The following is a 26,251-nucleotide window of genomic DNA, read 5'->3' as shown; positions in this document are numbered from 1 at the left end:
GATTAAGACACAGTTTTATAATTTTATAAAAGAACTTCAAGAAACTATTACTAGTCGTCTAGAGGAAATAGACAATAAAGCTAGTTTTAAAGAAGATCAATGGCATCGTGAAGAAGGTGGCGGCGGTTTTACAAGAGTTATTGAAAATGGGTCTGTATTTGAAAAAGGTGGCGTTAATATTAGCGAGGTTCACGGGCCATTACCACTTGCAATGCAGTCTTATTTTAAAGTAGGCGATGTAGATTTCTATGCCACAGGCTTAAGTCTAGTAATACATCCCGTAAATCCACATGTACCTACTGTTCATGCAAATTTTAGGTATTTTGAAATGTATGATAAGCAGGGAACTGTTGTAGATTCATGGTTTGGTGGTGGATTGGATTTGACTCCATATTATTTATATGATGAAGATGCGACTCACTTTCATCAAATATGTAAAATAGTATGTGATCGTCATGAGGTAGCAGATTATGCATTATTCAAAGAAAAATGTGATGCTTATTTTCATAATTCTCATCGTGGTGAAGGTCGTGGTATAGGTGGTTTGTTTTATGATTATTGTAAGGCTAGTGAGAGTCATTCTATGGAAGACTGGCTAGCTTTTCAAAAAGATATGGCATCTCAGTTTCTAGATGCTTATACACCTATTGCAGAAAAAAGAAAAAATAAAACGTATACAAAAGAGCAGCGCGACTGGCAAGAAATACGACGTGGACGCTATGTGGAATTTAATTTAGTACACGATAAAGGAACTTTATTTGGTCTCAAAACTAACGGCCGTATAGAGAGTATTTTAATGAGTTTGCCACCACATGTTCAATGGCGTTATGATCACCATCCAGAACCTGATACACCAGAGGCTCAATTGATTGAAGTCTTGAAGAATCCTAAAGATTGGGTATAACCATGAAAAATCAGGATATCTTATAAATAAAAGCCTCACAGATCATTAAAATCTGTGAGGCTTTTAAATTAATATTCACTAATACGTTATTATAGTTGATCACTCGCATGCCACTCTGCATAACTAGTTTCAGTCTCGCGCAGTCTTAAAGAGAATAATTCAATATTTTCTGGCAATCTGTTTCTAATTTTATCGGCAAAATCTAGAATCATCATTTCGCTAGTAGGTTGATAATCTGCTAGAATTACGTCGTGCCCACGTTCTCTAAGTTCTTGAGCTAGCTCAACGTGAGGTGTGTTTTTATTAAAGACTGTTGCGTGATCAAATGGGTCTACGATCTCTTCTTTTACAATCTTTTTTAGGTCTGTAAAGTCTATCACCATACCATGCTTTACATTGTTAGCATCATTTATAGGTGATCCTATTACAGTTACAGCTAGTTTGTAGCTATGCCCATGTACATTGCGGCATTTACCGTCATATCCATAGAGTGCATGACCAGTTTCAAAAGTAAATTCTTTAGTTATTCTTACTTTTTTCATCTTTTAGATTTCCATTTGTTATATCCTACTACGATGAGTAGAATAATTGCAATCACTAAGAAAATTCCAGATCCACCCATGAATTGAGAGATTCTGATAAACCAATTATCTTCCATAATTAATAGAATCATTTAAATTATTAATGACAAAGATATTAGAAATATTATGCATTCTCTGACTATGCTTTCGCGAAAGCGAGATATTATAAATCTAGTTCTGCATTGTTTTAATCTTTAAGTGAAATTTTATAGCGAGAATGGCAGCTCTGCCTAGCATCCATAATCCAAAGGCTACCCAAATAGCGTTTAATTGAAAATTAACATAATCTAAGATAAGAAGAGCTGGGATGAACACAAATGCTGTAAGGCCAAACAGTAAATTACGTAAATAAGAAGCCTCGCCCCAACCTTTAAAAATTCCGTCAAATACAAAGGCCACAGCATTAATAGGCTGCATAATTAACACAATCCAGAATGTACTTAGGAATAATTCAAATACAGTCTCATTATCTGTGAATTGATGGCCTATAGTTTTGTAAAAAAGTCCACAAATAGTTATTAATATTAGTGCTACGATAATGCCATAGGTGGTGGTGGTTTTACCTAGATATTTAAGTCCTTGAACATTTTTAGATCCTAAAAGTTTTCCACCTATAGCGTTACCAGCACTCGCAAATCCATCAATGAAAAAGGAAAAGAAGAGCCAGATATTCATCAATATGGCGTGTGTGGCACCATATTCATCTCCATATCCAGAGGCATAGCGGTAAGACAAAAATATGGCAACATTTATGGCAACGGTGCGTAAAAAAAAGTTAGCCGTTAAAATGATGTGTTTTCTAAGTTTAGGGTGTGGTTTCCAGGTTAATTGATGTAGTCGAAAAGGTGTTTTTTGATATAAAAAATACAATGCTATAATAAGCATAACAATTTGTGCCGCTAGACTAGCATATGCCGCACCCATTACACCATATGCCGGGATAAGACTATCGATTCCATAAACTAAAGTGTAGTCTAATATGACATTCACTATAGCGCCTGATATGCTTGCTATCATTGCCCAAGATGTATTTTGTATACCTCTAAAAACGCCAAAAATAGCAAAGGCGCTAAGGGTAAGTGGAAAACCTAGGGCTCTAACCTGATAATAAGAAATCGATAAATTTAGTGTTGTACCTTTTGCATTATATAATGTAAATATCCATGTTGCTAGTGGTGCGGTTACCAAATAGATTAATATGCCTAAGGTGATGTTAATCCAAATGACTTGAGGTATAAGAGAATGAATTCTATTTAATTGGTTACTTCCTAATGCGTTAGACACTATACTAGATATAGAAGTTTTAGTTTGTGCAAGAGTCCAGATAATAGCACTTAAAAAAGAACCGACTAGTCCTACTGCAAGTAAACCTTCAACAGCGTTATCCTTCATATTACCTATTACAGCCACGTCTGTTAAACTTATAAGAGGTTCTGCTATACCAGCGATAATAGCCGGAATGGCAAGACTTAAAATGTTTCTAGGTGTTATCGAATTTGTGGAAGGCATTTTTCGAAAATATAGTTTTGAAAATTTATTAATAGCAATTCTGATGCTTTATATTTGAATTGATTTTTTGGGGGATTAGCTCATTTGGCTAGAGCGCTTGCCTGGCAGGCAAGAGGTGACCGGTTCGAATCCGGTATTCTCCACAGATGTATTCTATTTTTTATAAAAATTGATACAACATTGTACAGCTTGTCTTAAGTGTTGAGGTAAATAGATGGATTTCCATGGGTGCCTCGCTCCCAAAGTGTGATTTGCTTCCCTAATCACAACTAATTCTGATTTTTTACTCCATTGATGTAATTGATGTCCTTCATGAATCATAACCGTTTCGTCGCTGGCTCCATGAATAATTAAATGTGGTATCTTAAGTTTTAGTGCAGCATTCTTAATAGATAGTTTTTCTTCATTCTGAATGTAATCCTCAAAGAATTGATAATAGTGAGGCATTTCTTGCTGAGTGCGTCCATTTTTAACATAGAAAACACCATCGTTTTTCCATTTGAGTAATGCTTCTCCATTAAGGAACCTAGACTTATAATCACTTACCGATGCAAGTGTAACTAGTTTTTTAACTATTTTGTTTTGTGAAGCAACAATGGTTGTTATTCCTCCAGCTCTTGAATGACCTAATATGTTAATACTAGTGGTATCTATTATTTCTGATAAGCTTGATACAGACCAGTTGATCACATCATTCAAATCTTGAACCTCTTTACTATAATTATTATAACCGAATGATTCTAAATCTGAAAAATCCAAAGGATTATTTATAGTTCCGCCATTATGTGAGAAGTTAAATTTTATAAAGCAAAACCCGGCATTTGCAAATGCCTTACCCATTAATTCCCAAGCACCCCAATCCTTAAATCCTTTGTAGCCATGAGCAAAAATAACCACAGGCAATTTAGTTTGAGATGGTACGTGATAATGATCTAGCAATATAGGTTTGCTATGATCTCTATCAATGATGTTGTTCAAGACAATTTTCATTTAATGATCCTTTGCAGTTAGTGCTATATCTTTATTGTATAACTCTATGATTATTTGATGTAATTGTTCTTCAAATTTCTCTAGTTCAAACACATCGATAGGTCGTGGCTGAAACGACCTACCATTTTTAACCGAGTAGGGTATAAATCCTTCTTTAAAATTCTTAAAACTTATGATACCTGCGACACATTCTGTAAACTCATTGTTTTTAGAAAATAGAAAAGCATACATCAAAACTTGAAAAGCTTTTGATTTATCATAATCTGTAATTAATGCTTGATAGTTATCTGGCTCAACACCAACATTTGATTTACCAACCATTCCAGATTTGTAGTCTATTATTCTAATTTGACCATTGAGCTCATCAATACGGTCTACCTCACCATGAAGTTTTACACTTCCTATCGAGTTAATTTCAATAGTTGTAGAATAACGAACTTCTAATTTTCTTATAATTAATATGTTTCCATTTTTTACAAGCTCTTCATCATAAGCAATCATTTTACTGACGTAATGTCTAGCCACCTCATACATAATAATATTTTTCCCTTGTGGATCATGTATGGTGTTGTAGCTATCCAGATAGGCCGTATTGATGGCATTATTTAATCTTTCTCTTATGTCTTTAAAATGAATTCTATCTAATACTTGATCGATATATGGTAGGTATAAGGACTCAAGAGTTTTATGAATCATGGTTCCCATAGTATTAGCCGCCATATCTTCTTCTACCTCTTCTATGTCATTAATTTTTAGGATCTTAGATTTGTAAAAATCGATTGGATTATAAATATAGCTTGTGATACTAGATGGTGAAAAGCCAGATATTGCTATTTTACCGAGTCTGTCAAAGTAGTGATTGTCTTTGTTAATGGAAAGAGTATCTGTTTTTTCAGTAGTAATTTTATTGGCATACAGACTATGATTGATCGTATGATTTTTAATACCACTAGTTTCTAATTGCATTAAAAACCTGCTTTTTTCTCCACCGCCTAAACTATTTGTTTCTGAGTTGTATATGAAATTAGCGTTATTGCATCGTTGTAATAACCTATAAAAATGATATGCATAAACGCTGTCTTTGTCTGTGTAAGTCGGTAAACCAAACTTGATTTTCATATCATAAGGTATGTACGATGCAGTAGATTTACCTGCTGGTAAAATGCCTTCATTAACCGATAGCATAATGATGTTTTCATAATCTAATGCTCTAGTTTCAAGCAGTCCCATTACTTGAAGCCCTTTAACAGGTTCGCCTATAAAGTCTAATTTCTTTTGAGGTAAAAATTGCTTAAATAAATATTGAATAGTTCTTAAATCGGTAATACCTGACTGCACATCTATGATTGACCTTATTTGTTCAATGACACTGTGTATACCTAATAGTTGTTCGAGCTCTAATCTCTTGTTTTCATTTTCGATTAGTTTCGATTGTAAAGCATCAGAAATATTACTGAGATAGTTAATTAAGTTTGTTGTCGTAATAACTTCCGACCTTAATTGATTAATGTATAAGTTATCAGTGTCCTGATTAGCCTCTAGAAAGGGTATATAAACTAGATTTTCTTTATGAATTGTGTTCATAAGTTCTTTTACAGCTGTCTGATCTAAAAGAGAGCTAAAGTGAGATTCTAAAACTGCTATTACATTCTTATAATAAAAACCTTGATCTGTGGCTTCAACTTTGAGTTTGATGAGCTGATTAAAGAAACTTGCAAGCGGTGTTTTATCTAAGGTTAATCCCATAGTAATATTGAGATGCTTAGCACTTTCGGGTATAGCGCTTAAAAGAGGTAATAGAAGAGCTTCATCTGCTAGAACTATGGCTGTGGTGTCCAGATTAATCGATTCTAGATTGAGCTTATTGATAAGTTTACCTGCCACCTGACACATACCTATAGGGCCAGATGTTCCTATGATATTTATACTTTTTGGCGCGTTAAAATTATTACTGGTTATATTTAAATTGTGCTGTTCAAAATAATTCCAGTGACTTTTATATCGTCTTATAAAACGACCAGCTTCATGATATTCATTCTCTTGAAAATAAAGATCACTGTCATAAAAAATTTTGGCATTATTGCTATCTAGAAATATCTTAATAATTTCCTCTTCTGCCTTGTTGAGAGCATTGAGCCCTAAAAAAATAATTGGTGTTTCTTTACTGTACTGGGTGGATTGATATTCCGCTTTCGCGAAAGCGAGTCTATAAGCTAGACCTTGATAAACTATCCCATTTATGGTACAGTCTTTTGTAAACTGGCTATAGTATAGTTCTAATCGTTTCCAGAAATGAAGATATTTTTCAATCATCTCTGTCTTGGGTTCTAGGATGGACCAATGTCCTTGCTCTAGTTCTTTTAAATTCCCTAGATAATTAAAAAAATCTGAAGGTGGTACTAGAAAACGATCTATCTCATTAAAATCTTTAAGAATAGTTGGTGCCCAGGTTATAAATTCATCTAATGAGTCTGCGGTATTATTTCCTTCTATTTTTAGATAACTGTTATAAAAATCAAATAATAAATCTACATCGCTTGCAATTTCAACTTGTGCTGTGTGACTAATGAAGTCTTCAACACTATATACAATAGGTTCGAAAATAGGTTGTTCTAAAAAAGCAGCAATGGTTTTATTGAGAAAGGTTGCAACTCTTCTACTAGGAACTACATAAGTAAGTTTACTGAGGTTGTAGTTTTGAGAATAAAGCGAGCTAATAACGTCATGTAAGAATGTATTCATATGTACAAGATATTGATAAACTATGACGTCTTAAAAAATTAGACATAAAAAAAGCGCCACTGAGAAGTGGCGCTTTTACTATTGTTTAAAAATCAATTAGTTTACTAAGTTGATTTCCACACGTCTGTTTTGAGCACGACCTGTTTTAGAACTATTATCAGCAACCGGGCGAGCCTCACCATAACCTACTGAAGAAAGTCTGAATTCATCAATTCCATTTGCAACTAAGTAATTTTTCACTTCGTTTGCACGAGAATCAGATAATCTTTGGTTCAATTTAGCAGATCCAACACTATCTGTGTGACCGTCAATTGAGAACTTTGCAGTTGGGTATTTCTTAAGAATCGCAGTAATATCAGCAAGAACTTTTGCAGACTCAGCTTTAATCGTAGCCTTACCTGTATCAAATAAGATTGTTTTTGCGTACTGGTTTAACTTTTCTTGCTCCTCAACTGTAGGCGCAGCTGGTTTAGGACAACCTGCTAGTGACGCAATACCTGGAGTGTCTGGACACTTATCATCAGCATCTAGTACACCATCATTATCTCTATCTGTAGGACAACCATTGTTAGAAGCAGGACCTTTAACTGTTTTACAGTTGTCTTTACTATCTACAACACCATCACCATCAGTATCAGGATCAGGACAACCATTGTTATAAGCTGGACCAGCTTCATTAACACAGTTATCATCTTTATCTAAAGTACCATCACCGTCAGTATCAGGACATCCCATAGACTCAGCAGGACCTGCAGCGTTAGGACAGTTATCTTTACTGTCTTCAATACCGTCACCGTCAGAATCAGGACAACCCATAAATTGCTCTAAACCAGCAACAGATGGACAAGCGTCTTTATCATCATAGATTCCGTCACCGTCAGTATCAGTACCACCCCAAGTAAACTTTAAGCCAGCTGTATGTTGGAAGTGCTTTGGATTAGCATCTTCAAAAGCATGCTTGTATGTTGTTTGTAAATTGAAAGCTATGTTGTCAGAAATATAAAAATCGATACCTGCAGTACCATTGAAAGTACCAAAGCCATTTTCATCTAACCATACATAACCACCACCTACACCAACGAAAGGAGCAATAATGCCATCTTCTTTGATAAGATTACGGAAATTATATTCTAATCCAGCGTCTACAGAGTAATAAGATAAATCATCAATTGAAGTATCACCTACTTTATTAATACTATTTACTGAAAAAGCTCCTGTTGCAACAATACCATCGCCTACATAGTAACCTAATTGAAAACGGCTAGGTGCTGCTAGTAAGTTGTAGTGATCAGTGTCAAAGAAATTTTCAAAATAGTCACCTAATCCTTGGTCAGCTTCTCCTACTGGATATAGGTCAATAGCATTTACACCTACAGAAATAGCCCATCTATTACCTTCATCTTGTGCATTAGCAGATGATGCTCCTAAAAGAACAGCACATGCTACTAAAATTTTAAATATGTTTTTCATGTTGGGGTTTTTTATTAATCAACAGAACAAAATTACTCTGTTATTGCGCATTCACAAGACTTTAACCTATAAATTTTCGTGAAAATGTCGATTAATTGTTAATTTCTCTTAATTTAACCGATAACTCCTAGTTCAAGTCCTACTTTTTTGAATGCGTTTATGGCTTTGTCTAAATGTTTTTTATCGTGAGCAGCACTTAATTGTACTCTTATTCTTGCTTTTTCCTTTGGTACTACTGGATAAAAGAAGCCTATAACATAAATTCCTTCTTTTAAAAGTGCATCTGCCATTTGTTGAGATAGTTTTGCATCATATAGCATTACAGGAACTATAGCGCTTTCTCCATCTACAAAATCAAATCCTAATTCTTTCATTCCTTTTTTAAAGTAAGCTGTGTTAGCTTGCACTTTATCGATAAGGTCTGTACTAGAATCTATAAGCTCTAATGCTTTTATAGAAGCGCCTACTATTGAAGGAGCTAAGGAATTACTAAATAAATATGGTCTAGATCGTTGTCTTAAGATCTCAATAATTTCTTTTTTTGCAACGGTGTATCCACCCATTGCTCCACCTAAAGCTTTTCCTAAAGTACCGGTTATGATATCTATCCTGCCTAAAACACCTTTAGCCTCTAAAGAACCGCGACCAGTATCACCTAAAAATCCTGCTGCATGACATTCATCTACCATGACTAGGGCGTCATACTTATCTGCCAAATCACATATTTTATCTAATGGTGCTAAAATACCATCCATAGAAAACACACCGTCAGTAACAATGACTTTAAATCGTGCTCCATTCTCATTTGCTTGAATTAACTGCTTTTCTAAATCAGCCATATCTGCACTTGCGTACCTATATCTAGCAGCTTTACATAAACGGACACCATCAATTATGGATGCATGATTTAATGAGTCAGATATGATGGCGTCTTCTTTACCTAACAAAGGCTCAAATACTCCACCATTTGCATCAAAACATGCTGCATAAAGTATCGTGTCTTCACATCCGTAAAAATCTGCTAGCTTTTGTTCAAGCTCTTTGTGTATGTCTTGTGTACCGCAAATAAATCTTACAGAACTCATCCCAAAACCGTGAGAGTCCAAAGTGTCTTTTGCTGCTTGAATAACTTCAGGATGTGATGATAATCCTAGGTAATTATTAGCACAAAAATTGATCACCTCACTGCCATCGTCTAATGTTATCACTGCATCTTGTGGAGAGGTTATGATTCGTTCTTTCTTATATAATCCTTGATCTTTAATTTCTTCAATTTCTTTTTGAAGATACTCTTTCATACTACCGTACATAGTTGCGTTTTTTTGTGTTTCAAAGGTAATAAACAATACTTGTTTTAATTCCAGACGAGTTCCTTTAACTCATCGGTGTATATCAATACCTTTTCTTTTATTTTATAATCCATTTGTAGTAATAAGGCAGCATAATAATCTAGCTGATCTCTATGTTTCTCTAGTTGCGCGCCTGTTTTGTAATCAATAATCGTTACCTGACCATTGTCTATTATAAGTCGATCTGGAATAAACTTCTTGCCTTCTGGTGTTAAAATTCCACGTTCATTTAAGATATTTAAATCAGGTTTGAAGTACTTTTCAAAATATTGTGGACTTATTAATAGATTGAGAGTTTCTATTAACTCTGATTTTACCTGAGAAGAAATGTAATCATCATTTTGAATCTTTAACACAACCGCAGGTAAGTCTTCAATAGACTCAATTTGTGACATATAATCGTGAAGTAAATTACCTTTATTAATAGCTTCTTGAACACCACTAGCCCATAACATTCCACGTCTGGTAGAAAAGTCTGTGCGAGATCCTGTAGAGTAAACCTGATAATTGCCTAATGGTAGAGTTGGTGTGCTAGATTTACTAGTGGCTAATTGAATAGGCGTACCTTTTTGAAAAGAAGTCACTAGATCCATTTCTTCTTTATTCCACGCCGTATCACGTTCCAGGAATCTTTTCAGTAGCTGTCCATGTCTTAGTGAAGATTCCTTTTGAGTTTTGGATTCTGGTTTATCAATACTGCACACATATAGTTGTTCTACTGCACGAGTAAAAGCAACATAAAGTCCATTAATATGGTCCATTTGTGTTTTATGAAGATGGGTTGTATATACTTCCTGTGCATGAATAGGATAAAACTTGGCCTCACTTGCTAGCGACATATAAAGGTGTTCAAAACCTTCATAAGCTGCAGGGCTTACTGAAACCCAATCTGTAGGTTTAATTGAAAAGTCTGCTTGTGTGTCGGAATAGGGGACAATTACAACCGGAAATTCTAAACCTTTGGACTTATGAATGGTCATGATTTGCACAGCTTGCGGATCTGGCGTTGCTGGAACACTCAATTTTTCTTTTTTCTTTTCCCAGTGTTCTAAAAATCTGGACAGGGAAACATCTTGACTATTGGAAAATTCAAATACTAATTCTAGAAATGATTGTAATCTTAAATCTTGCTCTTTAAATAGCCCTAATGCATGAGCTGTTTGTTCTGTTGCTTTGAATAAAGGCGCTTTCGCGAAAGCGGACTCCATAAACGATATATCGTCATTAAATACAACCTCTAAGATCTCATTGAATGATAAATTAATATGATTAACGATAAATGTGTTTTTGTCTTCAAGTTGATAATATTGCACATATTCAAGAAGAAATGCTAGTTTAAGAGCTTGCTGGTCAGGTTGATGCGACATTTTCATGAATTCGACTAATAAACGTACACGCGGTGACGCTTCAACTAGAAGGCTATCACCAGATACTACAGTAATGTCTTGTTTTACTAAATATTGAGCAAGCTCATGACCTTGTGTGTGCTTGCGCACTAGAATGCATATATCACCTAGTTCAAATCCTTGTGAAACAATTTTCTTGATTAAACTGTGCACGTGTTGCGGATATGGAGTTATTATATCTTCATCATCGTCAAATGAAAAATCTTCTTTGTTTAAAAAGTCAACCTGAACATATCCACCTTTTTTATGTGTTGCATTTTGATGCAGATAATTTTGATAAAGATTTTTATAAGTATCGTTATTTAAGTAATCACCATAAAATTTAAAAAAATCATTGTTGAATTCAATAACGTTGTCATAGCTACGCCAGTTATATTCTAGGGTTTCATTACTTTTATTAAGTTCAAATAATTGATCTTCTTTTAATAAATCTAAAAACTGGTTAGCGTCACTACCACGCCATCTATATATGGATTGTTTTGCATCACCGACAAGCATTAAGGTCCCGCTATCTCCATAATCGTCGATGCTTTGGATTGCATTACTAATTAAGGGCATCATGTTTTCCCATTGCATGCGAGAAGTATCTTGAAATTCATCAATAAAGTAGTGACGATATTTTTCCCCTAGTCGTTCATATATGAAAGGTGCAGGCTGATCTTTTATTTGATTTCTAAGAAGACCATTGAACTCATATATAGGTACAATTTGTTCTTCTTTTTTAATAATGTTTATTTCATGCATCAACTCGTTAAGAAGTGATAACGGAACAATACTTTTAATGATGTTTTCATGAAATTTTATATGTCCATAAGTGGCCTTGTAAGCATTACCAAAATCTGCAATATCTGACCTTAAAATATCGATGCTATCTTTAATAGATTGTTTTTGAGTTTTTGCATATAAATTTCCTGCAATTAGGTTTTTTACAGATCCTGAATCTGGGCTTACAGTAAAAATATCATTTGAGACTTTTACTATTGTATTAAAAATACTGTTGGAACCACCTTTAAAATCAGTAGGTTCTAGACCTTGCTGAGCTGATTTATCAATTAAAACTTGAGCTAGTTCAATTAATTGTGTTTTTAGGTCTTTGTTTTTAAGCTTCAGATTTTGAGCAAGTCTATCAAAATCTTCGCTGGTCTTGCTTTCAAGAGATTTTAGATATTTAAAATGGTTTTCATTTTTTATCAATGCAGATATTTGCATCAGATCATAAGCGACATCCCAACTTTTATTATTATCAATTTTGGAAAGTGAGAAGCTTACTAGTTTTTTAGTAAGTTCCTTATCCCTACCAGCACGAGCGAGTAAATTTTGAATTGCTTTATTAATTAAAGAATCTGTGTCTAATTCTACTTCAAATCCAGCGGGCAAATCAATGTCTTTTGCAAAAGTGCGCAAGATGCGGTGATTGAATGCATCAATTGTAACTATGTCAAAAGCAGAGTAGTCATGTAAAAGGCGTTGATGGATGATGGTTGCTCTCTTTGTGAGTTGATCATCATTTAATCCTGTAACTTTTTTTATATGGTCAAAGATGCCTAGACTACTATCCGGAATTGATTGTTTTCCAAAATTGTATAGATGCTCTAGTACACGTTCTTTCATTTCTGCAACAGCTTTGTTAGTAAAAGTTACTGCTAGAATCTTGCGATAATGATTATTAAATTGAGATTTAAAAAGAAGCGTGAGATAGTCTCTCGCTAGTGTATAAGTTTTACCAGAACCAGCACTGGCACTATAAAAAGTAGTAGGAGATGAGGTCATACTCAAAGGTATGATGAAAAACTGAAACGTAATTGAACTTAATCCTTAATTTGAGGTTTAGATTAATTGTCAATTAGATTTCGGTGACGTTATTAGGATCTCTTTTTATTATGATAAATTCTTTGAAGATGAATCTTTTACAAGATTAAGTATATTATAACATCAGAAATTTTAACATATCATCGTTTGTGTTTAAATTTATCCTTTATAAATAAATCAATTAAAACCAATATATTATGGCTTTTGAATTACCTAAACTCAACTATGCGTATGATGCGCTAGAACCACATATTGATGCAAGAACAATGGAGATTCACCATTCAAAACATCACAATGGTTATACTACTAAATTAAATAATGCCATTGAAGGTACTGACCTAGAAGGAAAGTCTATTGAAGACATTCTTACGAATCTAGACATGGAAAATAAAGCGGTCAGAAATAATGGTGGTGGATTTTACAACCACAGATTATTCTGGGAAGTAATGTCACCTAATGGTGGTGGAAAACCTACTGGAGATCTTGCTGCTGCAATCGATAGTGCTTTTGGTTCATATGATGCATTTCAAGATAAATTTGCTACAGCCGCAAAAACACAATTCGGTTCAGGATGGGCATTTTTATGTGTTAAAGACGGTGCTCTAGAAGTGTGTGGAACTCCTAATCAAGACAATCCATTAATGCCAGGTGTAGGTTGTGGAGGAACTCCTATTTTAGGACTAGATGTATGGGAACACGCATATTACTTAAATTATCAAAACCGCAGACCTGATTATGTAACTGCATTTTTTAATGTAATTGATTGGGATGCTGTATCAGAGAAATACAACGCTGCTAAGTAATCCTGAATTAATGGTAATCAGGTAACGTAATAAAGTAAAAGCCTCAAATTTATTTAAATTTGAGGCTTATTTATACTTTGAAGTTTACCCTTAATATTCATGGTTATCTACAAAGTAATGCTTATAAATTTCAAAATCACGATAAGGAACAACGACTATAATATTTGGGTCTTCAAATTTGTTTTTTTTGACTACTTCTTCTCGCCATAGTCTGTAACGTTTTACAAATTCGTCATAACCTATACCTAAAGATGAACCCCAATGATCAGGCATGTTCTTTACTTCCAATACTGTGGTAGTATTTACGTCTGTTGCTTTCATTGAAACAGAACCATCAAGACTTCTAACCTCTAGGATTAATCCTGGTGCGCCCATAAACTTCCATGGGCCATCTTTATATGCACTTAGTTCTGTCGCATAATAAATCTCATAATCTCTACCTCTAAATGATACAAATTGTTGCTTGCATTTATAGCCTAGGATTTTCTTGGTCTCATTCCCATCTTTAAAGTTGACAAACATCCAATCATCTCTAATTAATTCAGTTTCATAAAAGCCATACTCCATTCCATAGTTTATTTGACTCTCTGTGATATTCTTAAAGTAATTATGTCTGTTTATATATTCAGAATTGAAGGAATGAGCAGTGCCATAATTAGAGTATAGGGTAGTGTCTATATGACTATGTAGAGTTTGATGGCTTCGCTCACCATCGCTCACTAGCGTATGTTTAAAAGCACGTTGAAAACTTTCTATATCAGTAGTGTCGTTGAGAATAATGTCATATTCAACTTGAATTACGGCATTAGTATTGTCTTTTTGAGCTTTAACAGAAATTGACAATAACAAAAGGAGAATAAAAAAACGGAACTTCATAATAAATATAAACAGATTTACTATTCTAACGCTAGATAAGATTCTTAAATTGTAACCATTAACAAATAACAGACAACTAATTACTAATAAGCTCGCTCATCATTTTTCTCAAAGAAGTTGATGTAAGCACGATTCACCACACGATTTCCACCATTAGTAGGGTAATCACCTGTAAAATACCAATCACCTAAGTTTTTAGGGCAGGCTTTGTGTAAATTATCTACGGTTTGGTAAACGATTTTCACTTCTGCATTTAAATCATCGTCTGAGAGTAACTCACCTATCTTATCAGACACTTCTTGATCTGTAAACGGTGCATAGAGTTCCTTCACATAATTGACAACATCCTTATCCTTAAAGTTTATCTGTGATTTACATTTTTTATAAATGTCCTCTACAGTGTCATAGGTTCCACGATCTTCATGTAAAGCAAGTGCTGCTCTAAAAGCAACTAGTCCTTCTAATCTGGCCATATCTATCCCATAACAATCTGGATATCTGATTTGTGGTGCACTAGAAACAACTACAATTTTCTTCGGTTTCAAGCGGTCCATCATTTTAAGAATGGATTTTTTAAGTGTTGTTCCACGTACGATAGAATCATCGATGATTACTAGGTTATCGTTTTCTTTTACAACACCATAGGTTACATCGTAAACGTGTGCTACGAGATCGTCTCGAGAAGAATCCTCAGTGATAAAGGTTCTTAACTTTGCATCTTTAATCGCAATCTTTTCAGTTCGCAGCTTTCGCGAAAGCGTATCCTCAACTTGTTGTGCGGTCAGTTTACCTTCTCCAGCAATAATAGCATCTCGTTTTTGTTCATTTAAAACGGCATGTGCCGCTTCTACCATACCATAGAATGAAGTTTCGGCCGTATTTGGAATGTATGAAAAAACGGTGTTATCTATATCATGATCAATGAATTCCATGATTTTAGGGAATAATAAATGCCCCAGTTTTTTACGCTCTTGATAAATCTCGGCATCGCTACCACGAGAGAAATAAATACGTTCAAAAGAACAGGCCTTACGTTCTAGTGGTTTCAGTATTTGTTCAATACTTACTTTACCATTCTTTTTAATGATAATAGCTTTACCTGGATCCAGTTCTTTTACTTCTTCAAACGGTGCGTTAAACGCAGTTTGAATTACTGGACGTTCACTAGCTACGACAACTACTTCATCATCTTGATAGTAGTATGCTGGTCTAATACCCGATGGGTCTCTTAATAGGAAAGCGTCACCATGTCCCATAAGTCCACCCATGGCATAGCCACCATCCCAATCTTTTGCACTTTTCTTTAAAACTTTGGCAACGTTAAGTTGTTCAGCTATTTTAGGTGAGGATTCCATTTTAGAAAGTCCTTCAGCCTTGAATTTTTTATATAATTTAGAAACCTCACGATCTTGAAAATGACCTACCTTTTCCATAACGGTTACGGTGTCTGCCATGTCCTTAGGATGCTGTCCTAGTTCTACTAATTTGTCAAATAACTCAAACACGTTAGTCATGTTAAAATTACCAGCCATGATAAGGTTGCGATGCATCCAGTTGTTCTGACGTAAAAACGGATGTACTGATTCAATACTATTTTTACCGAAGGTACCATATCGTACATGGCCCATCATCAATTCACCGATGTAAGGGATTTGTGCTTTTTGTGCAGCGACATCATCTTTTATTTCTGGATTTTCCTCTAATTCTGAATTAATACGCTCATTAATTTGTGCAAATATATCCTGTATAGGTTGTGCCTCATTACTGCGCACACGAGAGATGTATCGTTGACCAGGTTTTACATCTAATTTTATGCTTGCAAATCCAGCACCATCCTGACCGCGATTGTGCTGTTTTTCCATCATTAGGTACATTTTATTGATGCCATAAAATGCCGTACCATATTTCTCTTTATAATATTCAAGAGGTTTAAGAAGTCTAATAAGTGCTATACCACACTCGTGTTTTAATGGATCGCTCATGATGAATTCTAAAAGTCAAAAGTAAATAAAAAGCCCTCAAAATATTTGAGGGCTCTATCAATTTTTATTATGCGTTTATTTCAAATTTAGTCAGTGCTTTAAACTGCTCTAAACGTGTATTGATCTCTTCAGGCGTGATAGATTGCATGCGCTCAGTTCCAAATTTCTCTACACAGAAAGAAGCAAAGTTAGAACCATAAATAATAGCTCGCTTCATATTTTCAAAACTGTAATCCTCACTTGATGCTAGAAAACCAGCAAATCCTCCTGCAAATGTGTCTCCTGCTCCTGTCGGGTCAAAAACTTCCTCTAGTGGTAAGGCTGGTGCAAAGAAGATTTGTTCTTCATGGAATAATAAAGCACCATGTTCTCCTTTTTTAATGACCACATACTTAGGACCCATAGTATGAATCTTGCGTGCTGCAGCAACTAGTGAGTATTCACCAGATAACTGTCTAGCTTCTTCATCATTAATAGTAATGACATCAACCTTTGCTATGACCTCATGCAACATGTCTAATGCGCTATCCATCCAAAAGTTCATCGTATCTAAGATGATTAGCTTTGCTGCTGGCGTTTGTTCAATAACGCCTAATTGTACTGCAGGATGTAGGTTTCCTAACATTACTACCTCTGCATCTTTAAAAGATTCTGGTACAACTGGATTAAAGTCTGCTAGTACATTTAACTCTGTAGCAAGTGTGTCACGGGTATTCATGTCATTATGGTACTTGCCAGACCAGAAAAATGTTTTACCATCCTTAACAACCTCAACACCTTCTATATTCATACCTCTATTAGAAAGCATGTCTAGATATTCTTGTGGAAAATCTCCACCTACTACACTTACTAATCCAACTTCTGTGTTGAAGTGTGAAGCACTTAGACCTATAAAAGTGGCTGCACCACCTAATATTTTATCTGTTTTTCCGAAAGGTGTTTCGATAGCATCAAAAGCTACTGTACCTACAACTACGAGTTTGCTCATTCTTGATATTTTTTTGCAAAAGTAATGAATTAGTCAGTCCTTAAAGAACAATCATCATGAGTTAATTGATGTCCTGTTGTTGAGGTTCTGTTATGTAATATGTAGTCATTAGATAGTCTTTTGTCGTTTAAATGATTGAAAACTAGGTGAAGCAGGTTATAGGTTCTAATTTGCAAAACTTAACATTTATGATAATTAGGGATTTCATGAAAAATTTATTTTTAGCTTTAACGCTATTAGCAACTACGCAATGGATACAAGGTCAGGTAGGGATTAATACTGTTTCACCAACTGCAGAACTAGATATCGCAGCGAGCACAACCAATTTACCAGCACTAGAGCTAGAGCCACAATCAGTACCTACTGGTGCTGCCACAGGACAGATGGCGGTAATAGGTGATCAATTATATATGTATGATGCGTCTCGAGGAAAATGGTTGACCATTGCTGCAACGCCGCTTGTTTTTTCACGTGGAGGTGATATAGGTAGTCAAAGTCTGAGAATGGCAGGTAATTTAACTACCGCAAATTCTGGTATTTTGTTGCCTTTTGATGGGACTATTATTGCTATTACGTCAAATTCTAACACAGTAAGTGGAACAGCTACTAATAATCTTGCAGCACCTTTTAATGTTAGGATTAGGCAAAGTAATACCACAATAGTGGGAGGTAATATCAATTTTAATCTTTTAGGAGGTACTTATAATGATAATACTGCAAATATTGACTTTAGCGCTGGAAACCATATTCATGTGAGAGCCCAAAACACAGGTACAGATACTATAAGTAATCCAACTGTTACAATTTGGGTGAAATGGCGAGCAAATTAAAATAGGCCTTTCTCACTAGCTTCAAATCCTTCATCCACGAGATGATTACTTTTATTTAGAGCAGCACCTACAGCCAGTGCGTCACATCTTTCATTAATAGGGTGATCATTATGACCTTTTACCCATTGCATTTTAGGTTGTGTGCGATTAAAGGCTTTAATAAAACGCTTCCATAAATCTGGGTTCTTGACGTTTTTCCATTTGCGTTTGATCCATCCAGCAATCCAGTTTTTATTAACGGCATCACTTACATATTTACTGTCGGTAAAAACGGTAATTTGTACTTGATCCATTTTAATCTTTTCTAGAGCCTCTATAACAGCGAGCAATTCCATCCTGTTATTAGTGGTGCGTCTATAGCCTTGAGAAAATTCTTTTTTATATTTTTTCCCTACCCATATCATCACAATCCCATAGCCACCAGGTCCTGGATTACCTCTTGAAGAGCCATCAGTATATATGTGTACTTGTTCCATTAATCAAGTAATTCTTCAATGACCATTGGGAAATGTAAGTGTTCTAACTCATGTATGCGTGCGGCTAGATCATCTGCTGTATCATTTTGATAAACAGGACACGTGAACTGTTCAATAATGGCACCTTCATCATAATGTTCATTTACATAATGGATGGTAATACCACTTTTTTCTTCTTTATTTTCAATGATAGCGCGATGCACATTCATACCATACATGCCTTTTCCGCCGTAATTTGGTAATAAAGCAGGATGAATGTTAATAATTTTTTTTGGAAATAATTTTACGAGACTTTCTGGGATTTTCCATAAAAAGCCCGCCAGCACTATTAAATCTGGGTTTTCTGCCTTTAATAAAGATTCTACTTTTCCCGCTTTCGCGAAAGCGAATTTATTAAAACTCATCGCCGGAATATTATTTTTTTGCGCTCTTTCTAGCACATAGGCTTGTGGTTTATTAGATAAAACCAATGAGATTTCTACGGATTCATTTTTGCTAAAATGATTTATAATCGCCTGAGCATTAGTACCATTACCTGATGCTAGAATTACTATTTTTTTCATATTTTTTTATGGCAAGCTTGTTGTAAACCACCTGATAGAGTTGAGTAAAATAACATTATCAAATGCGATGGCAAGTTAACTCAAATAACTAAAAAGTGGTTTTATCACAAAGTTTGTTATTTTTGCCATTCATTTAAAATTAAAATTAGAAAATTATGTCAGACATTGCATCAAGAGTAAAAGCGATAATCGTTGACAAATTAGGTGTTGACGAAAATGAAGTTGTAACAGAAGCAAGTTTCACAAACGACTTAGGCGCGGACTCACTAGATACAGTTGAGTTGATCATGGAATTCGAAAAAGAATTTGATATCCAGATACCAGATGATCAAGCAGAAAACATTGCGACTGTAGGTCAAGCTGTTTCATACATAGAAGAAGCAAAAGCTTAATTTACTTCACATGGAATTAAAGCGAGTAGTCATAACAGGAATGGGAGCTCTTACACCGATAGGTAATAATCTAACGGAGTATTGGGATGCGTTAAAAACAGGTAAGAGTGGTTGCGCTCCTATCACATATTTTGATACAGAACATTTCAAGACTAAGTTCGCTTGTGAGATCAAGAACTTTAATGTGACTGATTTCATAGACCGCAAGGAAGCTAGACGCATGGATCGCTTTGCCCAGTATGCACTGGTTGCAGGTGATGAGGCGATAGCAGACTCAGGATTAGATATCGACTCTATAGATAAATATAGAGTCGGTGTTATCTGGGGCGCAGGAATAGGTGGTCTAGAAACTTTTCAGGAAGAAGTTAAAGCGTTTGCTGCTGGAAACGGTACGCCTCGATTTAACCCTTTCTTTATTCCTAAAATGATTGCTGATATAGCGCCGGCTCATATTTCTATAAAATATGGATTTATGGGACCTAACTATACGACAGTATCTGCTTGTGCCTCTAGTGCAAATGCGATGCTGGATGCAGTTAACTATATTAGATTAGGACATTGTGACGTGATTGTAACTGGTGGCTCTGAAGCTGCGGTTGCTCAAGCAGGAATGGGTGGTTTTAATGCCATGCATGCCTTATCAACACGTAATGAAAGTCCAGAAACCGCAAGTCGACCATTTGATGCGACACGTGACGGTTTTGTTCTAGGAGAAGGCGCTGGTGCGCTGGTTCTAGAAGATTATGAGTATGCAAAAGCTCGTGGAGCAAAAATCTATGCAGAGGTTATAGGTGGTGGTTTCTCTAGTGACGCATATCACATTACTGCACCGGATCCAGAAGGACGTGGTGTTATAGCAGTAATGAAAAATACGCTACAAAATGCAGGCATTAATCCTGAAGATGTAGATCATATTAATACACATGGTACATCTACACCGCTAGGAGATGTGGCAGAGTTGAAGGCGATAAAAGCTGTTTTTGGCGATCATGCGCCTAACATTAGTATTAATTCTACAAAATCTATGACTGGTCACCTTTTAGGTGCTGCTGGTGCTATAGAGTCTATTGCAAGTGTTATGGCTATCAATGAAGGGATAATTCCTCCTACCATTAACCATACTACCGTAGATGAGAATATTGATCCGTCATTAAGATTAGTATTGAATAAACCAGAAAAACGAGAGGTAAACATTGCTTTGAGTAACACATTCGGTTTTGGTGGTCACAACTGCTGTATCGCATTTAGAAAAATCTAAGCGATACCTTTTTAATGAATCGATTTAAAAAAATATTCTCCTCTCGAATCTCTACAGATGACGAGGCGCTATCGCGTGGAATAAAAAAAATTACTGGGATAACTCCTAAGGATATCGATGTTTATCGTAAAGCGTTTACTCATAAATCCATGAGCTTAAAAGATGCAGATGGTAATCCTATTAGCTATGAACGATTAGAGTTTCTTGGTGATGCTATTTTAGGAAGTGTCATTGCAGAATATATTTATAACGAAGTGCCGCATGGCGATGAAGGTTACTTGACCAAAATGAGGTCTAAGATTGTAAGTCGTGAACATCTCAATGAGTTAGGAATGGACTTTGGGCTTATTGATTTTGCTAAAACACAAGTTCCAGAACGTAATTTCGGAGCAAATGTTCATGGGAATTTATTTGAGGCATTAGTAGGTGCTATTTATCTTGATAAGGGCTATAAGCGAACTCAAAACTTTATTAGTCGTCGGGTAATTGAACCTTATGTTGATATCGAGAAATTAGAAGGTAAGGTTATTAGTTACAAGAGCATTTTAATAGAATGGTGCCAAAAAAACAAGAAGACTTTTAATTATCATACCTATGAGGATACTGGTGTTAATGAAATCAGACACTTTTCTGTGAAGTTATCTATAGATGATAGAATTCTTGCAAAAGCACGTGCAACATCAAAGAAAAAGGCTGAGGAAAAAGCAAGTAAAAGAGCTTTTTTTGCCTTACAAGATAAAATAAGTACCCAATAATTCTTTATTTCGCACCTTGCATAATTCTTAATCGTACTAGAATCCAGTAACGACAACCATTTCGTAGAAAATATCAATTTATTAAAGACTTTTAAAGACTAATTTGTAGTTTGTCTTCTTAAATTTGTTAGTAAAGTTGATGATATGGCTACTTACAAGTTAGATGGATGGGATTGTGACGATGAGCCATATACCCTTGTAGGAATACATTCTACAATTGAGCCTTATAGAATGGCTTATATGGTTAATAAGTATTTAGGGTTGTCTTTCAAGAGAACAGATGTAGATCAAGATGTGACCATGCCTAACTTTACAGTAAGGTATCCAGTTTATAAATATGATGATGTTATAAACTATAACACTTATTACTTAACACCTAATAAATTTTGGGCTAATCTTAATACCGTTACCAGTAGTGGCGGTCTTTTTGAAAGTCAAGAACAAACCGAAGTAAAAACAGTGTTAATTAAGGAGTATGCAAGAGTAGACTTCATTATCAAAGTAGAAAAGGATCCTGAGTTTTTTCCTTTGAAAAAGCTAATTAACGACTTAACCAAAATACCACATGTGATATCTGCATACCAGCTAGATGAACATGTAATCAAACAAAAAGATTATTTAATTTTTGAATAATGCCAAAGACAAAAAAGACTAAAATCGTAGCTACATTAGGACCTGCAACTTCTTCAAAAGAAGTATTGTTAGGTATGATGAAGGCTGGCGTGAATGTATTTAGAATTAATTTTTCACATGCAGATCATGAGGATGTAAAAGAACGTGTTCAAATGATACGTGACCTTAATGAAGAACACGGATTTGCAACAGGTATATTAGGAGATTTACAAGGTCCTAAACTACGTGTTGGTGTCATGAAAGAAGAAGTGGTTGTAAATCCTGGCGATATTATTACTATTTCTACTGGAGAGCCGTTTAAAGGTACTGCAGAGCGTGTTTACATGAATTATGAGCATTTCCCTAGAGATGTAAAAGCCGGTGAACGTATTTTACTAGACGATGGTAAATTAATGTTTGAAGTAGTTTCTACTGATGGTGTTAAAGATGTAGTTACTAAAGTAATTCAAGGTGGACCACTACGTTCCAAAAAAGGAGTCAATTTACCGCAAACAGATATTTCATTACCGGCACTTACAGAAAAGGATGTCGTAGATGCCATATTTGCTTGTGAGTTGCAAGTAGACTGGATGGCACTTTCATTTGTACGTCATAGTCGTGATTTGATGGAATTACAAGATTTAATTAAGGAACACTCAGAGCATAAAATTCCTATTATCGCTAAAATTGAAAAGCCTGAAGCTGTCACTAACATCGATAAAATTGTAGCTTATTGTGATGGTTTAATGGTGGCTCGTGGTGATTTAGGTGTAGAGGTTCCTGCACATGAAGTACCTCTTATTCAAAAGCAATTGGTCTTAAAGGCAAAACAAGCACGTATTCCTGTTATCATCGCTACACAAATGATGGAAACAATGATTACTAGCCTTACGCCTACACGTGCAGAGGTTAATGATGTAGCAAACTCTGTAATGGATGGTGCAGATGCTGTAATGTTATCTGGTGAAACATCAGTAGGTCAGTATCCTATTCAAGTAATAGAAAAAATGACCAGCATTTGTTTATCTGTTGAAAACAGTGACTTGATTAATGTACCACATAGTGCGCCGCATATTAAAACAAAGAGATATATCACTAAATCGATTTGTTATCATGCTGCAAAAATGGCTGACGAGATTGATGCAAAAGCAATCACAACAATGACCAATAGTGGTTATACAGCGTTTCAAATTAGCGCCTGGAGACCAGATGCACATATTTTAACATTTACTAGTAACACACGTATACTTACTCAATTAAGTCTCTTATGGGGTGTTAAAGCCTTTTTATACGACCGTTTTGTAAGTACTGATGAAACTATTGAGGATGTAAATCAATTTGCAAAAGACAAAAAGTTTGTCAAAAAAGGAGATTTCTTAATCAATCTTGCAGCAATGCCAGTTACAGATAAAGGAATGGTAAATACACTAAGAGTTACTGAGATAGAATAGCTAAACAAAATATTCTTTTTCAAAAGCAATAAAGTGAGAGACTTTAGAAGTGCCATTGAAAATAGGGAAAGCAATAATTTCACAACCATATAACTCACCGTTCTTACGGTAATTTACTAAGCGAGTATTAAAAGGCAACTCATCTTGAGTTGCTTTTTTTATGAGTCTTTTTGAATTCTGATCCGTTTTTTCACCTTGTAATAGTTTAGGTGAATGACCCGTTAATTCATGACTTTTATAGCCAGTCATTTTAAAGATATTTTCAGAACAACACTGGATTTTAAAATTATGATCGGTAATAACTATAGAGTAACCTTTATAATGGGAATAGCTGTCTAGAAAATAATTAAAATGCCAGTTATATTCTTGTGCCAGATGGTTCATGTGCTCTAACATCTCTTTATCAAGATTCCATAAAAGCTTTTTAATTAATTCCCATGATAACATGGGTAGCGAGTTGACGTGGCTATTGATAACAGTATATTGGGAGTTTTCTAAGGTCATATACTAACAAAGCTATAGGAAACGTGACTTTTATTCCTACAACTACTAGTTAATGTTTTAGAACATAAATTTTAACTGAACTTCAACAAAATCAGCTTCCTCAACATCAGTATTAAGATTAGATAGTGTGATACCTAGCAAGCGCACACTTTCACGGAAACCTTCTTGTTCCATTAATTCAATAGCAGTAGCCAGTATTAAATCTTTAGTTCTTATAAAATGAGGTAGGGTTTTGCTACGTGTTTGCGTTTTAAAATCGCTATATTTTATTTTTAAAGTAACCGTTTTACCAGCGACATCATTTTTTGCAAGTCGTTTTTCAATTTCTTCAGCGATTTGAGTAAGACGCTCTTTCATAAATATCTCGCTCGATATGTTTTCAGAAAAAGTACGCTCTGCACCTAGAGATTTTCTAATACGATCTGGTTTTACCGGACTATGGTGTAAACCTCGTACAATATTATAATAGTGAGCGCCACTTTTACCAAAATGCTCTTGTAAAAACTCTAGACTGCGTTCTTTTAAATGAGCTCCTGTAAATATGCCTTGCAAGTACATTTTCTCTGCAGTGACTTTACCTATACCGTGAAATTTTCTAATCTCTAATTCTTCTAGAAATGGAATCACCTCTTCAGGTGTTATTGTTTTTTGTCCGTTAGGTTTGTTATAATCACTAGCAATTTTTGCAACAAATTTATTGATAGAAATCCCGGCGCTGGCAGTTAATCCAGTAGTTTCATAAATGCGTCTTCTTATATCATATGCAATAACAGTAGCACTAGGGTAGTTCAACTTATTCTCTGTGACATCTAGGTAAGCCTCATCAAGTGATAAAGGCTCTACGAGGTCTGTATAGTCTAAGAATATATCTCTAATTTGAGAAGATACCTCTCGGTATTTATCAAATCTATGTTTCACAAAAATCAGATCTGGACATAGCTTTTTGGCCGTGACACTAGGCATAGCACTACGCACACCATATTTGCGCGCTTCATAACTTGCCGCTGCTACTACACCTCGATTATTTCCACCACCTACGGCAATAGGTTTTCCTTTTAATTCTGGAAAATCACGTTGCTCTACGCTCGCATAAAATGCGTCCATGTCTACGTGTATAATTTTGCGATCATCCAATTCGTGCATGGTGCAAAATTACTACCTTTAACTCTAGAAATATGTTAATGAAATATACTGCTGTTGTTATCGGTGCCACAGGACTTACGGGAAGTAGGTTAGTGAATTTATTATTTGATAATGCACAATATGAGCGTGTGATTACGCTTTCGCGAAAGCGTACTAAACTCAACCACCGCAAACATGAATCACATATCGTGGACTTATTTGATCCGGCTACTTATACTGATTTCTTAAAAGCTGATCACTTATTTATATGTACCGGAACAACCCAAGCCAAAACACCAGATAAGGAGGAATACTATCGAATCGAACATGATTTACCAGTACAGGTTGCCGAGGTCGCTTTGCATAACGGCGTGCAAAAAGTCATTGCCATATCTGCACTAGGAGCAAATCCTGACAGTAAGTTTATGTACAACCGAGGCAAAGGAGAAATGGAACGTGATATTGAGAAACTAGGTTTTAAAGAAGCTTACTTTGTCCAGCCAGCATTAATAGGTGGCGAGCGAGAAGAGCAACGCAAATTTGAAAGTGCGTGGAAAAAATTTCAAAAGCTTATTGATCCTTTACTCATTGGTTTTCTTAAAAAATACCGTAGCATAGAACCAGAAACGATTGCTCAATCTATGATTTATGTAGCCATTAATGGTTATGAAAAATCAAGAATAGAAAGTGATGAGTTAAAGGTGATTGCGTCGCTTTAGAATATAGTCTCAGTTTCAGTCTAATGGTTCGAAACGAAAAGCTGTAATATGTCAGTTGGAGCGAGAGTCGAGGACGGTTTTAGTTTTTTACTTAAACTTAAACCCTGAAATTCCAATCATAATGATCAAATCATATACTTGTAACTAATTACTTATTATT

24 protein-coding genes and 1 tRNA gene are annotated in these 26,251 nt (G+C 35.2%); 10 read left to right on the top strand and 15 right to left on the bottom strand.

The features are described 5' to 3' along the window. Position 1: 1 nt before the first annotated feature. Positions 2–904, top strand: coding sequence for an oxygen-dependent coproporphyrinogen oxidase (hemF, locus tag IL45_RS08680; protein WP_036585226.1), 903 nt, complete (start codon positions 2–4; stop codon positions 902–904). A gap of 89 nt (positions 905–993) precedes the next feature. Here the strand turns inward: hemF and IL45_RS08675 are convergent, their stop codons facing one another. The 3 genes from IL45_RS08675 to IL45_RS08670 form a co-directional block, all read right to left on the bottom strand. Beyond that, the gene (locus IL45_RS08675) at positions 994–1,446 is read right to left on the bottom strand and encodes a 6-pyruvoyl trahydropterin synthase family protein (protein ID WP_036582835.1); all 453 of its coding nucleotides are present in this window, start codon (positions 1,444–1,446) and stop codon (positions 994–996) included. Next, positions 1,443–1,577 (bottom strand): hypothetical protein, encoded by a 135-nt coding sequence (locus IL45_RS15340; RefSeq protein WP_262496353.1) that lies wholly within the window; start codon positions 1,575–1,577, stop codon positions 1,443–1,445. The genes IL45_RS08675 and IL45_RS15340 overlap by 4 nt, the downstream gene beginning before the upstream one ends. 79 nt (positions 1,578–1,656) lie before the next feature. Beyond that, complete coding sequence (locus tag IL45_RS08670; protein ID WP_036582832.1) at positions 1,657–2,994, bottom strand: MATE family efflux transporter; 1,338 nt, start codon at positions 2,992–2,994, stop codon at positions 1,657–1,659. Between the two features lie 69 nt (positions 2,995–3,063). Between IL45_RS08670 and IL45_RS08665 the strand changes: the two genes are divergently transcribed. Further along, positions 3,064–3,137, top strand: a tRNA-Ala gene (locus IL45_RS08665). Between the two features lie 10 nt (positions 3,138–3,147). On the opposite strand, the gene IL45_RS08660 is transcribed toward IL45_RS08665, so the two are convergent. The 5 genes from IL45_RS08660 to IL45_RS08640 form a co-directional block, all read right to left on the bottom strand. Further along, entirely contained in the window at positions 3,148–3,984 is an 837-nt protein-coding gene (locus IL45_RS08660; protein WP_036582829.1) for an alpha/beta hydrolase family protein, read from the bottom strand. After that, a complete protein-coding gene (locus IL45_RS08655; RefSeq protein WP_036582827.1) occupies positions 3,985–6,726 on the bottom strand; it encodes a PD-(D/E)XK nuclease family protein in 2,742 nt (913 codons plus the stop codon). A 96-nt stretch (positions 6,727–6,822) separates the two neighbouring features. Further along, entirely contained in the window at positions 6,823–8,196 is a 1,374-nt protein-coding gene (locus IL45_RS08650; protein WP_036582826.1) for an OmpA family protein, read from the bottom strand. Between the two features lie 113 nt (positions 8,197–8,309). Next, entirely contained in the window at positions 8,310–9,506 is a 1,197-nt protein-coding gene (gene kbl, locus IL45_RS08645; protein ID WP_036582824.1) for a glycine C-acetyltransferase, read from the bottom strand. A gap of 44 nt (positions 9,507–9,550) precedes the next feature. Then, positions 9,551–12,721, bottom strand: coding sequence for a UvrD-helicase domain-containing protein (locus IL45_RS08640; RefSeq protein ID WP_036582822.1), 3,171 nt, complete (start codon positions 12,719–12,721; stop codon positions 9,551–9,553). A gap of 236 nt (positions 12,722–12,957) precedes the next feature. Here IL45_RS08640 and IL45_RS08635 point away from each other — a divergent pair, with 236 nt between their 5' ends. Then, complete coding sequence (locus IL45_RS08635; RefSeq protein WP_036582820.1) at positions 12,958–13,563, top strand: superoxide dismutase; 606 nt, start codon at positions 12,958–12,960, stop codon at positions 13,561–13,563. 90 nt (positions 13,564–13,653) lie between these two features. Here the strand turns inward: IL45_RS08635 and IL45_RS08630 are convergent, their stop codons facing one another. From IL45_RS08630 to IL45_RS08620, 3 genes are all read right to left on the bottom strand, one after another. Continuing rightward, entirely contained in the window at positions 13,654–14,439 is a 786-nt protein-coding gene (locus IL45_RS08630; RefSeq protein ID WP_081866575.1) for a GLPGLI family protein, read from the bottom strand. Between the two features lie 83 nt (positions 14,440–14,522). Next, entirely contained in the window at positions 14,523–16,421 is a 1,899-nt protein-coding gene (locus IL45_RS08625; RefSeq protein WP_036582816.1) for an amidophosphoribosyltransferase, read from the bottom strand. Positions 16,422–16,488: 67 nt separating this feature from the next. Then, on the bottom strand, positions 16,489–17,409 hold the full coding sequence (locus IL45_RS08620; RefSeq protein WP_036582813.1) for a PfkB family carbohydrate kinase: 921 nt from the start codon (positions 17,407–17,409) through the stop codon (positions 16,489–16,491). A gap of 206 nt (positions 17,410–17,615) precedes the next feature. Between IL45_RS08620 and IL45_RS08615 the strand changes: the two genes are divergently transcribed. Further along, positions 17,616–18,239, top strand: coding sequence for a hypothetical protein (locus IL45_RS08615; protein ID WP_036582811.1), 624 nt, complete (start codon positions 17,616–17,618; stop codon positions 18,237–18,239). On the opposite strand, the gene rnhA is transcribed toward IL45_RS08615, so the two are convergent. Next, complete coding sequence (gene rnhA, locus IL45_RS08610) at positions 18,236–18,715, bottom strand: ribonuclease HI (RefSeq protein ID WP_036582809.1); 480 nt, start codon at positions 18,713–18,715, stop codon at positions 18,236–18,238. The genes IL45_RS08615 and rnhA overlap by 4 nt on opposite strands. Next, positions 18,715–19,278 (bottom strand): phosphoribosylglycinamide formyltransferase, encoded by a 564-nt coding sequence (purN, locus tag IL45_RS08605; RefSeq protein ID WP_036582806.1) that lies wholly within the window; start codon positions 19,276–19,278, stop codon positions 18,715–18,717. The genes rnhA and purN overlap by 1 nt, the downstream gene beginning before the upstream one ends. 155 nt (positions 19,279–19,433) lie before the next feature. Here purN and IL45_RS08600 point away from each other — a divergent pair, with 155 nt between their 5' ends. The 5 genes from IL45_RS08600 to pyk all read left to right on the top strand — a co-directional run bounded on the left by IL45_RS08600 (position 19,434) and on the right by pyk (position 23,746). After that, positions 19,434–19,670 (top strand): acyl carrier protein, encoded by a 237-nt coding sequence (locus IL45_RS08600; protein ID WP_015361896.1) that lies wholly within the window; start codon positions 19,434–19,436, stop codon positions 19,668–19,670. A gap of 10 nt (positions 19,671–19,680) precedes the next feature. Beyond that, complete coding sequence (gene fabF / locus IL45_RS08595) at positions 19,681–20,928, top strand: beta-ketoacyl-ACP synthase II (protein WP_036582803.1); 1,248 nt, start codon at positions 19,681–19,683, stop codon at positions 20,926–20,928. Positions 20,929–20,942: 14 nt separating this feature from the next. After that, the gene (gene rnc, locus IL45_RS08590; RefSeq protein ID WP_036582802.1) at positions 20,943–21,683 is read left to right on the top strand and encodes a ribonuclease III; all 741 of its coding nucleotides are present in this window, start codon (positions 20,943–20,945) and stop codon (positions 21,681–21,683) included. Between the two features lie 144 nt (positions 21,684–21,827). Then, entirely contained in the window at positions 21,828–22,316 is a 489-nt protein-coding gene (locus tag IL45_RS08585; protein ID WP_036582800.1) for an IPExxxVDY family protein, read from the top strand. Continuing rightward, on the top strand, positions 22,316–23,746 hold the full coding sequence (gene pyk, locus IL45_RS08580; protein ID WP_036582798.1) for a pyruvate kinase: 1,431 nt from the start codon (positions 22,316–22,318) through the stop codon (positions 23,744–23,746). The genes IL45_RS08585 and pyk overlap by 1 nt, the downstream gene beginning before the upstream one ends. On the opposite strand, the gene IL45_RS08575 is transcribed toward pyk, so the two are convergent. Both IL45_RS08575 and dinB read right to left on the bottom strand, forming a co-directional pair. After that, entirely contained in the window at positions 23,747–24,250 is a 504-nt protein-coding gene (locus IL45_RS08575; protein WP_081866574.1) for a PAS domain-containing protein, read from the bottom strand. 57 nt (positions 24,251–24,307) lie between these two features. Next, on the bottom strand, positions 24,308–25,393 hold the full coding sequence (gene dinB / locus IL45_RS08570; RefSeq protein WP_036582797.1) for a DNA polymerase IV: 1,086 nt from the start codon (positions 25,391–25,393) through the stop codon (positions 24,308–24,310). Positions 25,394–25,431: 38 nt separating this feature from the next. Between dinB and IL45_RS08565 the strand changes: the two genes are divergently transcribed. Continuing rightward, positions 25,432–26,091, top strand: a complete 660-nt coding sequence (locus IL45_RS08565) for an NAD-dependent epimerase/dehydratase family protein (protein WP_036582796.1) — start codon at positions 25,432–25,434, stop codon at positions 26,089–26,091. Positions 26,092–26,251 lie beyond the last annotated feature (160 nt).

The organism is Nonlabens ulvanivorans (assembly GCF_000732625.1).
GTDB classification, from domain to species: Bacteria; Bacteroidota; Bacteroidia; order Flavobacteriales; family Flavobacteriaceae; genus Nonlabens; species Nonlabens ulvanivorans.
The sequence above is the reverse complement of the archived record's forward strand: the minus strand, read 5'-3'. Positions and strand labels throughout refer to the sequence as shown.

What these genes read in the sequence shown, in the direction of transcription:
- IL45_RS08655 (WP_036582827.1), bottom strand. Translation starts at nt 6,726, where the DNA reads ATGAATACATTCTTACATGACGTTATTAGCTCGCTTTATTCTCAAAAC.
- purN (WP_036582806.1), bottom strand. Translation starts at nt 19,278, where the DNA reads ATGAAAAAAATAGTAATTCTAGCATCAGGTAATGGTACTAATGCTCAG.
- IL45_RS08660 (WP_036582829.1), bottom strand. Translation starts at nt 3,984, where the DNA reads ATGAAAATTGTCTTGAACAACATCATTGATAGAGATCATAGCAAACCT.
- IL45_RS08620 (WP_036582813.1), bottom strand. Translation starts at nt 17,409, where the DNA reads ATGAGCAAACTCGTAGTTGTAGGTACAGTAGCTTTTGATGCTATCGAA.
- fabF (WP_036582803.1), top strand. Translation starts at nt 19,681, where the DNA reads ATGGAATTAAAGCGAGTAGTCATAACAGGAATGGGAGCTCTTACACCG.
- dinB (WP_036582797.1), bottom strand. Translation starts at nt 25,393, where the DNA reads ATGCACGAATTGGATGATCGCAAAATTATACACGTAGACATGGACGCA.
- IL45_RS08585 (WP_036582800.1), top strand. Translation starts at nt 21,828, where the DNA reads ATGGCTACTTACAAGTTAGATGGATGGGATTGTGACGATGAGCCATAT.
- IL45_RS08575 (WP_081866574.1), bottom strand. Translation starts at nt 24,250, where the DNA reads ATGACCTTAGAAAACTCCCAATATACTGTTATCAATAGCCACGTCAAC.
- IL45_RS15340 (WP_262496353.1), bottom strand. Translation starts at nt 1,577, where the DNA reads ATGATTCTATTAATTATGGAAGATAATTGGTTTATCAGAATCTCTCAA.
- IL45_RS08615 (WP_036582811.1), top strand. Translation starts at nt 17,616, where the DNA reads ATGAAAAATTTATTTTTAGCTTTAACGCTATTAGCAACTACGCAATGG.
- IL45_RS08675 (WP_036582835.1), bottom strand. Translation starts at nt 1,446, where the DNA reads ATGAAAAAAGTAAGAATAACTAAAGAATTTACTTTTGAAACTGGTCAT.
- rnc (WP_036582802.1), top strand. Translation starts at nt 20,943, where the DNA reads ATGAATCGATTTAAAAAAATATTCTCCTCTCGAATCTCTACAGATGAC.
- IL45_RS08650 (WP_036582826.1), bottom strand. Translation starts at nt 8,196, where the DNA reads ATGAAAAACATATTTAAAATTTTAGTAGCATGTGCTGTTCTTTTAGGA.
- IL45_RS08565 (WP_036582796.1), top strand. Translation starts at nt 25,432, where the DNA reads ATGAAATATACTGCTGTTGTTATCGGTGCCACAGGACTTACGGGAAGT.
- IL45_RS08630 (WP_081866575.1), bottom strand. Translation starts at nt 14,439, where the DNA reads ATGAAGTTCCGTTTTTTTATTCTCCTTTTGTTATTGTCAATTTCTGTT.
- IL45_RS08635 (WP_036582820.1), top strand. Translation starts at nt 12,958, where the DNA reads ATGGCTTTTGAATTACCTAAACTCAACTATGCGTATGATGCGCTAGAA.
- pyk (WP_036582798.1), top strand. Translation starts at nt 22,316, where the DNA reads ATGCCAAAGACAAAAAAGACTAAAATCGTAGCTACATTAGGACCTGCA.
- IL45_RS08640 (WP_036582822.1), bottom strand. Translation starts at nt 12,721, where the DNA reads ATGACCTCATCTCCTACTACTTTTTATAGTGCCAGTGCTGGTTCTGGT.
- kbl (WP_036582824.1), bottom strand. Translation starts at nt 9,506, where the DNA reads ATGTACGGTAGTATGAAAGAGTATCTTCAAAAAGAAATTGAAGAAATT.
- IL45_RS08625 (WP_036582816.1), bottom strand. Translation starts at nt 16,421, where the DNA reads ATGAGCGATCCATTAAAACACGAGTGTGGTATAGCACTTATTAGACTT.
- rnhA (WP_036582809.1), bottom strand. Translation starts at nt 18,715, where the DNA reads ATGGAACAAGTACACATATATACTGATGGCTCTTCAAGAGGTAATCCA.
- IL45_RS08670 (WP_036582832.1), bottom strand. Translation starts at nt 2,994, where the DNA reads ATGCCTTCCACAAATTCGATAACACCTAGAAACATTTTAAGTCTTGCC.
- IL45_RS08600 (WP_015361896.1), top strand. Translation starts at nt 19,434, where the DNA reads ATGTCAGACATTGCATCAAGAGTAAAAGCGATAATCGTTGACAAATTA.